We start from the raw sequence: 12,622 nt of genomic DNA on the forward strand, positions 1-12,622 counted from the left end.
TTAGGTATGAATACATCTTCAATAAATAATTCAACATCTCTGTTGGTTGTATTTGTTATTGATTTCTTTTTAAGGTATTCTAAAAAATCACCTATAAAAATGGCATAGGTTTCAATGGTGCTGCGGCTATATCTCCTTCCTTCTAAATACTTGATAAAAGAATCCATTACCACTGAGTTTTCTTCGGACAATTTTCTATTAACTTTAATTCGCTTTATCGTTGGAGCTGTGTATAGGGAGTTATCATCTATAAGGATAACTATATCCTTAAATGTTTGCCTAATTAGATTCAAATTATTTTGATTGAATTCTCCGTGCCAGCATCTTATAGAAGAACTCCATTTAAACCTTTTTAGTCCTCTAATGATATTCAATAGTTCATCATTGTATTTAAAATACATTTGAATGGAATCAATATTTTTTACAACATCCCTTTTCAGAGTGATTTTTGGTAGGTTATTTTTCATAGCATATCAAATATACTAAAAAAATGGTTGATTAGAAATAGCACATGAATATTACGCACTCACTAACATTTTTAAAAGATGTAACTTACATCTTAAGGCGTTAAGGTTATAGATCCTGAGTAATACGCTTCACTTAGCTGTTAAGCATAGGCTCATATTAACTAATTTAAATCGAATATAAAGACTCACAAGGTTTTGTATTTAAGAAATAGAAAATCTGTAATTTGACAGGAGAAATCTTTGTTTGGAGGACAAAAGTTTCAAATCTAGAGGAATGCACCCAGTATCTGGTAAATACCTAAACTTATAACAAAATAAAAAATTTATAAGTGTAATAATTAAATGTTTCAATCACTACAATCCTTCTAATAATTTTTACTAAATTGCATCAAGTATTTGTATAACATATCAATCTAAATTTGGAACACGTTTTGGAACACCTTTTTGCAAAAATATAGCTCGGGAGCCCAATAAAATGGTTTAATATTTTTTAAACATTGAGTTCATAACCCGGAGGTCTCCAGTTCAATTCTGGATCACGCTACAAAATTTAAATCCAACAAAGAAGTAAGTTTTTCATTTTCTGTTTCTTAATTATTTTTTAGTTCAGTTTTTCAATTCCGTATTGTTCACATTTGAGTGATTTTGGCTATTGAAGGCTACGAGTTTTTATAAGATTATTTTATAATACCTATAGAAAAACTACGGATAAGCACTAATTACTAATTCATAAAAAAAACAAGAAGCATCGTCAGGCATTGTTTCTTCTTTTTGGAATCTACAATTAGGATAAGTAATTATAGATTCCTATTGAATTTTCAATTTACTAAATTTCTTTTAAATGAAGTATATTACTTTTCATTATCCATATTTTTTAACACAGCAAGTAATAATGATGATGATAATCTTGTTTTATAATCTGGGTTGATGTATTCAAATAAAATTTTACCTGAAGTATCAACTACAAAGGCAGAAGGTACAGGCAAAAAACCTTCATTTAAACCTCCTGATTTTTTACTTAACATTTGACCATATTTTTCAGGAGCTTTAAAGGCAATACCAATGGCTTTAATTAGCTTTCCATCGCTGTCTGAATACAAACTATAGTTAATTTTATTTTTGTCATCTGTAATTGTCAGATTTTCTGGTGTATCGGGACTAATAGCAACAATTTGATAGCCTAGTTCTATAATTTCACTTTCAGCTTCTTGGATTTCAGCCAAATGGGCATTACAATATGGACACCAGCCTCCACGGTAAAAAAGGATAACTGTTGGTTTTTCACTTAGAATATTTAGAATAGAATGCTCACTTGCTTCTTGTGATTTTAAAAGTATATCCGGAAAAACTTCACCAATTAATAACGGCGAGATATCTTCTGCTTTATCTGCTACTTGTGCATACGATTGAAAACCTATTATTCCAAATAAGGCTAATAAAATAAATTGTTTTTTCATGTTCAAAATTTTAATGATTTTTTAATTAATATTTAACTTCTGATAGTTCTTGCTACTTTGCAAGTACCTTAATTCTTTTTTCTTAATTAATAGTCGACTTCGGATGGTTTAAATTACAAATACCTATCAGCCCAAGTTGCAATAATATTTCCAACATATTTAGAATCCCTTTTATCACTCAATAAATGGTCAGCTCCATTTAATGAAACAAAACTTTTTGGATGTCGTGCTGCCGAATAAATTTCAGCTGCATTGTCAATTCCAACAGTTGTATCTTGTGGTGAATGCAAAATTAAAATTGAATTTCTAAAACTGTTTAACGTTTGTTTTATGTTATTCTCTTGAATATCTTCTATAAATTGTTTTTGAATAGTAAATTCCCTTCCGCCAATACTAACTATAGCACTCCCCTGCTCTTTTATTTCATCAATACTACTATGAAATAAATGAGAAACATGTTTTGGATTTGAAGGCGCTCCAATTGTTGCTATGGCTTTTACCCAAGGAATTTTTGCAGAGGCGTAAATTACAGCTGCACCACCTAATGAGTGTCCAATTAAAAGAGATGGAGCCTGATAATTCTCCTTTAAAAATTGTGCAGCACTGTATAAATCTTCAATATTTGAAGAAAAATTAGTATGCTCAAAATCGCCTTCACTTTCTCCCAAACCAGTAAAATCGAAACGCAAAACCGCAATATTTTTTTCTGTTAAGGTTTTTCCTATCGTACGTACAGCGGTTAGGTTTTTATTGCAAGTAAAGCAATGCGCAAAAAGCGCATACGCAGTTGGTTTGTTTTCAGGTAATTCCAATCGAGCTGCTAACACCATTCCTTTGGCGTTTTTAAAGGTTATTTTTTGTGAAATCATATATTTATTTTATTTGTTATAGGTCAAAAACTCTGTGGGAATATACTCATACCTGTTTTCTGTTGTACTAAGTTACTGTATTTTCTTAACCAATAGGTAATGGTAGTTCTGGGTAAATCATATTTTTAGAAGAAAATTTTTTAGAGATTTAACCTGGTCTCTAGAGTTACTTTTTGGGAGCTTTTTTTTACCAATGTTCATTTTGTATTTTAATAAGTGACTATAATTAATAATTTAATTTTTAGACAACCTATTTCAGTAATTTACACGAATTAAATTGCTACCAACAATTTTGTATCAGATTTGTACGGCTGAAAAATCAAATTGTTAGAATGTTAGTCGTTAATAATTTGTTTTAAATACAAACATAAATATTATACTTTGTTATGCTTAGTTATATTCTTATAAAAATCCCTCAATTATACCGATAAAATCAACAACTTAGTAATGTGATTTCACTGGTCATAATTTATTTAGATCTTACTGAATATTACTGGCGTTCCTTTTTCTATTCCAATTGGAAAGGTTATTTCTTGTACCGATGTTGATTTATCAACTTTACCTATTCTAGATACTGTAATTTGCCCCAATTCCAATTTTTGAGTTGGGTCACATACTGCAATACTTAAATAGTTCAAGTTTTGTTTGCACATTAAAATTACAGGTACATTGGATGATAACTTGGTTGTGTTATTAATTTTTATTGTCCCAGGTCTATGGAAAACTATCGATGTATAATTATTGAATTGAATAGCTTGTACATCTTTCGTATTTGAAATTATTTGATAAGGTTGATTATGATAGGTTTCGGCTAGGTCTTCTTTTTCTATGTTTGGAAAAACAGCATAGGCATATTTCTCATTCTTTACGTTTTCTCCATGGTCAATGCCTAATGTGAAAATATTTTTAGCTTCTTCCTTTTTCGAATACCAGTCTAGAACATTGTTCCAATTCGATGTCTTTGTTTCTGAATTCACAACTATATTCCTACCTTCATTTATGATGTAGCCTGAACCCTGATGCCAAAAGCTACGATCGTCTTCATTTCTGTTTACTCTCGAAATTTCAACCTTTAAATTCTTTTCATTCTCTCTGAAAAATGGAGTTGTACTAAAACATTGCTCAATGGTAGTTTGTAAATGTTGATTTTTTTCTCCATTAATTCCAGCCCCTAAACAAACAGTAAATTCTGGAAACAGAAAATACGATTTATTTGCTGTAATTCCATCACGTTTGTATTGCATACTAGTAATGACACAATCATCATAGATCAATCCTCCTACAAAATCACTTGAAATATTGTAACTACCCCAGCCAATTTCTGGTAATTTAGTCGTATCCTGAACCGAAGTTGTTCCTGGTATTTTGCGCCAATCCCAATAAGGGTAAATATTGAGATATTCTTTACCCGTTTTCATTACATACATAGCACCATCTGCAAGGTAGTAGCCACTTAGGTTTTCGCCATTGCCTGATTCTGAACCTTTAATTCGGCTTGAACACATTCTAATTGAAGCGATGTATTTATTTGTTCGCTTAACCGTTAGTTCTGAAAAAGTGAAATGTTTATCTCCAATCAATTTATTTTCTCCACATATTGATTTGTATAAATCAGCATGATTCGGGTCAATTTCTTTCATCTCTTCTGCTGCTTTTTGCACCCGTTTGTATTTTTTGAGTTGCTCGTTTGGAAAAAGCTGCCGACCACTACTATTAATATCATACACATCTTTCCATATTACCCAGCGCTGTCCCTGAGCAAAGTAATTCCTCATTAAATCAATCTGTTTTGAAGTATAATTGTATTCCGAATTTCTTAGTATGAACATCCACTTTACCTGATCTTCGAGAAAGTGTAAACCATAGTTTCCAAATTGTAATTGACGTCCGTGTTGATGAAACGAATAATCAGGTTGTAAACCTACATCATTGTTTGCCATTTGCATTTCTTTACGGATTTTACCGGTAGCTTCGCTAACTAAGCTCGTATCTTTTTTTAGGATGCTGCGCAAAACAATATTTGAAGAAACCCAAACCAAATTTTGTCCTGTTTTATTCCCAAATTCCACCCGATCCATAATGGTCATACCTTTTTGCCACTGTTCTGCATTAATTTCATTTTGCATTAACAACATAATTACGCCAATACTTTGCGGTACACCAATTTGAGGGTACCACCAATTGGAATTCACAATATCCTTGTTAACCCACCAATTGTAAGCTAATAGTATATCCTGTCTAAGCTTTTTATTCTTATAACTTTGATTTTCTTTTTGGTTGAATGCCTTAGCCATTTCAATGGTTCGAAAAAGATGTTTGTGAAGTGGCCAATTACCTTTTTGCCTATTGGTGTAATCTAGATCTGTCCAAGTTCCATCAGGTTTAAGGTTAAAAAAATAGGGTTCCATTTCTCGGTTTATCTCTTCATTAAGCAGGTAATTCTTCCAGTTATTCTCCAAAATTGAAAGTTGACTTCCCTTTGTTTTCGTAATGCAAGAAGAAAAAACTACAGTAATTAAGATGATTAGATTTCTCATTAATTATTAGATATAAATTCATAATTCACTTTCAGAAAAAGTAGTACTATTTAATGTTTCTAACTGACTATTGATATTTGATAATAATGTTTGCTCGTCTTTAATTTGAACTTGTTTATATCATAAACCTATTAATTCTTTAATTAAGTACCTCAGTTATTAAATAATATAAAATTAACACTCCTTTTTCCATCACAATTCTTTAATTACAATATCTTTAAATGCAATTTTTAATTGATTATTTCTATGTAGCTGAAATGCAATGTGTCCTTTTTTATCAATTTTATATTTTTTATGCCAAACATCATCCAAAATCCCTGTGCCATCGTAATTTGAAACTACTATATTATTAACAATAGTTTTAATTCGATTTCCTTTACATATAATAACTAAATCATTCCAATAAGGTGCTTCATCAGCAAAATAATGAGGTACTAACTTTTTTGCATACGTTTCTTTTTTAATTTCCCAATTTGGTAAAGAAGGATAAATCCAACGTTGATGCCCGCGTGTTTCGTCATAAATTAAACCAGTTCGCCAAGAGCCACTTGGATGAATATCAACCTGAGGGCCATCTAACCAACCTTTACCTTTTCCAGATTTTTCGACAGTTTGCATATCATAACGACTTCTAATTTGAACTCCGCTGTTTCCAGGACTTTCTCTATGCGATTGAAATTTTAATTTTAATACAAAATCCGCATATTCTTTATTGGTTTGTAACCACATATAATCGTGGTCTGGTGTTCCCATAGAGTTAACTTCTATAGCTCCATTTTTAACAGTCCAAAAATTATATTTTTTATCTTCTTTAATAGACATTACTTCCCAACCGTTTAAATTTTCGCCATTAAATAAGGATGTCCAGGTTCCATTATCAAATAGCAATTCTTTAGTGTTAAGTACTTTTTTTATACTCACATCTTTGGGTACAAGTTGCTGCTTTTCTTTCTTTGCTTGAGCACATGAAAGAAAAAGACCAAGACTAAATAAGATTGCACAAATAAATTTGAAAACTTTCATTTTATGATGTTTAATATGTGTTATTACGCTTTGTAAAATTCGCGATTATTTTCGTAATGAAAACTAAGTTTAAAGATACAGAAAGAATATCAGACAATTACCAAGACTGCTAATGAATTATGCGTATTGTACCTCTTGTACAAGAAGACTCAAATCTCTATTAATAATTGGATTATTGATGAAGAAATATTAATTTCATGGTTTACGAGACAAGAAAGAATCTCAAGAAAAACTATTCGCTAACTTTCAGTTAAATAAGCTAATATCTGGCACAATCTTTATAGGGGGTTTTGACCTCTAAAGGCTATAGAGCATACGATTTGTTCATAAAAATAATTATTCGAATCCCTAAATTGAAGATGCCAATGGTAATTCATTAAACGTTGGTATGTTTATTTTTCTTACCTAAACCCTAAAAATAGGAAGCTAAATAGAATTACGCCATTCTATGGAGATGTAAATAACTATAAAAAAATCAGATCAGATGATTCTTTTAGCTATTTACAAACATAAAATTCAAAAGTTACTTAAGAAGAGGCAACTATACATTTACAAATTTTGTCAAAACAAATCCCAACATAAAAGAGGCAAAATTCAAAAATTTTGTTCAGTTACTTTGTTTAAGATATATAGACTTCTAAATTAATGAAGATAAATATTTTTTGAAAAAACAATCGAATTTAAACCCTTCTGATTTATTACAGTAGACACTTCATATTCAGCACCTTCTTCATATTTATTTTCACTTTTCAGGTTTGCTTCAAATGGCTCAAAAGGATCTAGTGCAGGAACTTTTGATGTAATTCTTTCAATAATAATATTATCTTTTTTAACAATTACAGCTAATTCAAATTCCTGAGAGCTTACTTGTCCAAAATTTTCTATTGTAACACTGATATCTGTTCCTTTATCTTGTTTTGTAAAAACCGGTAATCTGGTTGATAAAATAGGTTCTATATAATTAACACCCGGTAAATGTGCAAAACCGAATAACAATTTTCCTTTAGATGTTTTTCCTAATAGTTTAGCTGTAAAATTATCATTTGTAATGCCATTTCCTTTACCATTGAATACTAAGATTAAATCATCATCTAATTTTTCAGTTTTTAGAAGTTCACAACCTTTTCCATAATCAACCTTTTCTGGAGCTCCAAAACTTAGTGAAGAAAAATCGATATCGGTATGTGGGTTAAAATTATCCTCTGCAAGTACCTTAACTCTTATTGTTTTTGTTTTTGAATTAATTGGTTTTGTATTTTCAATACTTAATAAACGCCCAACAGTAAGAGGTACAAATACATTTTTACATCCGTGATTATCATTTGCTTTATTAAGGTATTTTATGGTGTCTGAGACTGCAAAATTTGCTAGGAAGGCTCTTCCATACTTATCTTGAGTAACTTTTATTCGTTCATATTTGTACCAATCTTCTTTAATGCCGTTTTTTTGAACAGAAATTCCAGGAACATAAGCTTCTCCATCATCCCACTTCCAATTTATACCATCTTTGGATCGCATGTAATATGCAATACGTCCCTGCCAATCGTTTACAACTAAATGATATTGAATATTATCACGCCAAACAACAGGATCTTCAAATTCTCCATCTACATTTGGATAAATACAATTTGTTGAAACTCTTTTGTAGGGTGTCAGCCCAGTTTTACTAAACCAAACATCTCCATGTCTGTTTATCATTAAAAATGAACCATCTTCTCGCTGAGCAAAAGTATTATTAGTTAGGTAATCACCCGGAGCTTTAGGATCACGGCGGTCCCGACTGTCGTATTCTAATTTATAGCGTGTCCAAGGTCCCATCACATCATCAGATACATAAGCGTAAGGGATAACATAAACAACATATTTTCCTTCTTTAGAAATATACCACTCTGTATTATGTCCATAACCTAAATCATCAATTACTTTGTATGGCCCAAATGGATTATCTGCTATTGCATGTACGGTATTGGAAAAACCAAAAGGTAAATGTGTACGGTTATGTATAAACTTGCCTTTGTTTAGTCGTCTTGTACTTTGTGGCCAGCGGGCAACAAATAAATGGTACTTCCCATCGTTAGCTAATCTTGCATTTCCACCCCAATAATCATATACCGGATTTTCAATTCCATTGTTAATATCTCGAGGAACAACATTATTACCTCCCCAGGTGTTTTTAGTTATTCCTCCAAGGTCTGGCATTGGTAAATATCTATCTAAAAAACGACCTCCATAAACTAAGCTATCCCATTTTTCTGGAGCATTGCGCTCAACAACATGGATGCGAGTTTCACTTATTCCTGAATTATTTTTTTGAGAAAAAATAGTATTTGAAATAACGTAAAGTACCAGAGTTATATATTTTATTTTCATTACATTTTAAGTTAAAAAAAGGTATATCTATTTTAAAATTATCTTGTATACAATTGCGGCATCTGCTTCTTTTGGTTTTTGAGATGGAGTTATAACCTTCAATCCCTCATTAGTTTTTCTCCATTTTATTTTTTCTTTGCTTCCCAATAAAGAAATAGATTTTATTTTAAAATGCTTAGCCTTGCCTGTAAATGTCTCCATCAGCACTGTTTTATTTTCTCCTGGCCATCCTAATTGAATAGCATAAACCGTATTTCCTTTTGAAGTAAATCTAATATCACCCGAGTTTAAATCCCATAATCCAGTACGAACTAAGTTATAAGTATTCCATTCATAATCTAAATCATTTACAATCTTGGTTACTCCTTCTCCATAAGCAACAAAAGGACGCGTTTCATATATCGCCTCTCCATATAATTTTAACCATGCACCAATCTCTTTCATTGTTTTAAGTTGTTCTAGAGGAATGGTTCCATTTGCCATTGGTGCAGCACAAAAAATCATTGTTCCGTTTTTACTCACAATATCGGCCAAAATTCGAAGTGCTTTTTGTGGATTAAGAGCCGTTCGATTAAATTGGTTATAGCTCCAGTTTGCACCGAGTTTAAAGTCTGAAACCCAAGTAAAATTAGAAATATCAGGTAACGTGGCACGTTCAATATTGATAATAGCCAAGTCCGTAGGAAAAAACCCACCTTTAGTGTTTACTAGAACTTCCTTTTTATTATTTAAGGCATGGTTAAAATAGTTTACTAGAAATTTCTTCAAGTATTCTTCTCTTAAAAAACGCTGACCAAAGTCCATCCAAATATAATCCGGACTATATTTATCAATAACCTCATTCAACTTTTCCAACCAATATTCCTGTGCTTCTTTATAAGGTAGATTACCGTAAAGTTTATCGTAATCACCACCTTTAGGATAATTAAATTCACCTTTTTCCATCATATTATATCGACTCATTGGCCTAACAAAGGAATTTTCAGGTTTTGGATAATACATCATATTAAATCCATGATGAAAAGTTGCCATAAATTTTAATCCTCTTTTACGTGTTTCCTTGCTAATAGCACCTATAATATCAATTTTAGGTCCCATTCTTTTAGCATTCCAAGGATTCACTTTACTATCCCAAAGGGAAAATCCATCGTGGTGTTCAGCAATTGCCCCAATATATTTTGCTCCCATATCTTCAAATACATCTACCCATTCCTTTGCGTTAAACTTTGGAGTTTTCCAATCTTTACAAAAATCATTGTAATGGTAATTTGGTCCAAAGTTTTTTTGATGGTAATCATAGGTTTTTTGCCCTCTGTTATTTATTCCGGGAGTATACATCCAACGAGGGTACCATTCTCCTCCACTTGCTGGAATTGAATATGGCCCCCAGGTAAAGTAAACGCCAACCTTGGCATCTTGAAACCATTGTGGAGCTGCCTCATGCTCTTTCAACGATTCCCAATCCTGAGTATATTTATCTTGTGCATTTACAAAAAAGACAGCGCTTATCAACATTAAAAATAAAATTACGGGCTTCATAAGATTTCTATTGTTTTACTTGTTTATTTTAAGGTTATTAGAACTGTAAATAGGCATAATAAATAAATTTTGTTACCAAGCCTCTACAATTAAAGCCGGACTTTCAATAGAAAATGATTCATAATTAAAATTACCATAATAGTTACAATTGCAGAAACCTGCCTTTTTTAATAAAAGAGCTAATTCCTTTTGTAATAGAGGTAACAACTCAATACTATTTTTAATTTCTTGCTGGGTAGATTTAATAGTTAAACACGTATTAAAATCTATCTTTTTTTCTGATTTACGATAAAAATAATTTCGTTCAAAAATGATCTCATCATTTTCTATAAGAGGTAATTGCTTAATGTTTTTATCAATAATTTTATTGTAATTAACTATTTGCAGTAACAATTTTCCATTTGGTTTAAGTGCTGCTTTAGATTGTTGTAGAAAATTAGCAATTTCGTTTAAAGAGTTCAAATGAACCAATGTATTTCCAAAACAAATGATACCGTCTATTGAATTGTTATCGATAAAAGTACCCAGGTTAAGCATACTCATTTGCTGAAATTGAATGAATTCTGATTCAACTTCCTTTTTATTTAAAGCAGCTCGTATCATTTCACCATCCATATCAATTCCTAGTACCTGCTTGTAATAATTAGTCAACTCAAAAGAAAGTGTTCCAATTCCACACCCAATATCTATAATATTACAATCACTCTCTGGTATTTTTAACTTAATAAAATTAACTTGATTAGCATTAATCTTAAAAATATGGTGATAATAAGGTGCAATTTGCTTGTAAAAACTCATACTAATTATTTTATACTCAAATATAGTTATTACATCCTAATTTAAATTCTCTTTGAATATTTTAAATCACAAAACCCAATTGAAACTATTAGAAATGGAAAACAGCAATATATACGTCCTGATGTAAAAAGTTTTGAATTTAAATTACATTAATTCAATATAAAAGAGACTAATAAATAAACCCCATTTCTTTATTCAAAACTTTTAAGTATTCTGATTTAAAAGCGACCAATTGCCCATTTTTAGCAACACTATAATCTAAACAAATCGCCTTATCATTCTTAATAACTGGATTTCCTTTTAACCAATAATGCCCAAAAAACACTGTTTTATTTGATATATAAAGATGTTCCTTATCATCTCCAATTGGTCTATTTCCATATTCTAATGAGCACATCATTAAAATATCCTTATATATTATTCTATTTTCCAAAGGTTGCCACCATTTAACTCTACATTCTTTTCTTTCAATTCCATCTTTATCAAAAAATACATCTCCATTAGTAGGGATATGTTCTTTTCCTTTTAAAGTTTCTTCAATAATTTCATTTTCCCTTGAACCATTTATATTAAAATTAGCAAGGAAATCAATTGTTAGTTCTTCTTTATAGTTTTTTTTAAGCCAATTAATATGTTTATCATCCCAACACGCATGAACAGCTCTAAAATGATCCTTTTCTATAAATAATGGCAATTTTTTAAACCAATTTAAAAATAGCTCCCATTCAGTTTCAAAACCTTTAAATTGTTTTAAGGTTTCAAAATGTTGATTTATTTCTGTAAAAGTGTGTTTTCTATAGAATCCTCCATTTTCTTTATCTGGTGTATGAAAACAAACTGCATTAAACTCATGGTTTCCCATAATCGCTTCTGCATTTCCGGCATCGCACATATTTTTCACAATATGTAATGTCTCTCTAATTTTAGGTCCACGATCAATATAATCTCCCAAAAACATTACTTTTCTTCCTTCAGGATGCTGGTAAATTCCATTTAATAAATAATAACCTAACTTTTGAAGCAGCATTTCTAACTCATCTGCATGACCGTGTATATCCCCTATTATGTCGTAGTTCATGTTATAAAATTAAGCTAATTTTTTTTACAAGTTTGTTAACTAACTTTTTCACATAAAATTGTACATCTTCCCAATTGAAATTAGAACAATTTTAATTGGAACATACTGATGTACCACAATTATCAAATACCCAACGATTGGAATTAAATCAATCGGTGACAAAACATATAATAATGCAGCTCCAATAGAGGGTATTATAAACCGAGAAACTTCTGGCTATTTGTTTTTATAATAATCTTTTATCATTGAAAATAATAATTTTAAATCTTCAAAATATTTAGAAAGTTTACTTTTGCTTTTTAGAGTTTTTCAGTTGATTCTTTTTTTAACTTTTATCACCTAAAATGTAACTTCATATGTATTGTACTGATATAGGTTGACCTTTTTTTATGATTAAAAAGTTAATAATTCCAGTTTATTTTTATTTTTTCGATACGATTTATAGTCTACATTTTGATTTATATGTACGTATTTAGGAGTGTTT

General features: G+C 30.6%; 9 protein-coding genes. All 9 read right to left on the bottom strand.

The features are described 5' to 3' along the window. On the bottom strand, nt 1–467 hold a 467-nt coding region (locus DAD81_RS20245; protein WP_179950088.1), incomplete at its 3' end, for a phage integrase N-terminal SAM-like domain-containing protein. A gap of 851 nt (nt 468–1,318) precedes the next feature. Next, nucleotides 1,319–1,924 (bottom strand): peroxiredoxin-like family protein, encoded by a 606-nt coding sequence (locus DAD81_RS20250; protein ID WP_111710236.1) that lies wholly within the window; start codon nt 1,922–1,924, stop codon nt 1,319–1,321. Nucleotides 1,925–2,037: 113 nt separating this feature from the next. Continuing rightward, entirely contained in the window at nt 2,038–2,793 is a 756-nt protein-coding gene (locus DAD81_RS20255) for an alpha/beta hydrolase family protein (protein ID WP_111710246.1), read from the bottom strand. 473 nt (nt 2,794–3,266) lie between these two features. Continuing rightward, nucleotides 3,267–5,330: a polysaccharide lyase family 8 super-sandwich domain-containing protein gene (locus DAD81_RS20265; RefSeq protein WP_111710248.1), complete on the bottom strand. Its 2,064-nt coding sequence runs from the start codon at nt 5,328–5,330 to the stop codon at nt 3,267–3,269. A gap of 192 nt (nt 5,331–5,522) precedes the next feature. After that, the gene (locus DAD81_RS20270; RefSeq protein WP_111710250.1) at nt 5,523–6,353 is read right to left on the bottom strand and encodes a 3-keto-disaccharide hydrolase; all 831 of its coding nucleotides are present in this window, start codon (nt 6,351–6,353) and stop codon (nt 5,523–5,525) included. A 642-nt stretch (nt 6,354–6,995) separates the two neighbouring features. Then, a complete protein-coding gene (locus DAD81_RS20275; protein ID WP_111710252.1) occupies nt 6,996–8,723 on the bottom strand; it encodes a glycoside hydrolase family protein in 1,728 nt (575 codons plus the stop codon). A gap of 27 nt (nt 8,724–8,750) precedes the next feature. Further along, nucleotides 8,751–10,262, bottom strand: coding sequence for an alpha-L-fucosidase (locus tag DAD81_RS20280; RefSeq protein ID WP_111710254.1), 1,512 nt, complete (start codon nt 10,260–10,262; stop codon nt 8,751–8,753). A gap of 72 nt (nt 10,263–10,334) precedes the next feature. Further along, complete coding sequence (locus tag DAD81_RS20285; protein ID WP_111710256.1) at nt 10,335–11,060, bottom strand: class I SAM-dependent methyltransferase; 726 nt, start codon at nt 11,058–11,060, stop codon at nt 10,335–10,337. Nucleotides 11,061–11,229: 169 nt separating this feature from the next. Continuing rightward, nucleotides 11,230–12,138 (bottom strand): metallophosphoesterase, encoded by a 909-nt coding sequence (locus tag DAD81_RS20290; protein ID WP_111710258.1) that lies wholly within the window; start codon nt 12,136–12,138, stop codon nt 11,230–11,232. Nucleotides 12,139–12,622: the final 484 nt, after the last annotated feature.

Source organism: Lutibacter citreus, from assembly GCF_003260195.1.
GTDB lineage: Bacteria > Bacteroidota > Bacteroidia > Flavobacteriales > Flavobacteriaceae > Lutibacter > Lutibacter citreus.

What these genes read in the sequence shown, in the direction of transcription:
- DAD81_RS20250 (WP_111710236.1), bottom strand. Translation starts at nt 1,924, where the DNA reads ATGAAAAAACAATTTATTTTATTAGCCTTATTTGGAATAATAGGTTTT.
- DAD81_RS20270 (WP_111710250.1), bottom strand. Translation starts at nt 6,353, where the DNA reads ATGAAAGTTTTCAAATTTATTTGTGCAATCTTATTTAGTCTTGGTCTT.
- DAD81_RS20290 (WP_111710258.1), bottom strand. Translation starts at nt 12,138, where the DNA reads ATGAACTACGACATAATAGGGGATATACACGGTCATGCAGATGAGTTA.
- DAD81_RS20285 (WP_111710256.1), bottom strand. Translation starts at nt 11,060, where the DNA reads ATGAGTTTTTACAAGCAAATTGCACCTTATTATCACCATATTTTTAAG.
- DAD81_RS20255 (WP_111710246.1), bottom strand. Translation starts at nt 2,793, where the DNA reads ATGATTTCACAAAAAATAACCTTTAAAAACGCCAAAGGAATGGTGTTA.
- DAD81_RS20275 (WP_111710252.1), bottom strand. Translation starts at nt 8,723, where the DNA reads ATGAAAATAAAATATATAACTCTGGTACTTTACGTTATTTCAAATACT.
- DAD81_RS20280 (WP_111710254.1), bottom strand. Translation starts at nt 10,262, where the DNA reads ATGAAGCCCGTAATTTTATTTTTAATGTTGATAAGCGCTGTCTTTTTT.
- DAD81_RS20265 (WP_111710248.1), bottom strand. Translation starts at nt 5,330, where the DNA reads ATGAGAAATCTAATCATCTTAATTACTGTAGTTTTTTCTTCTTGCATT.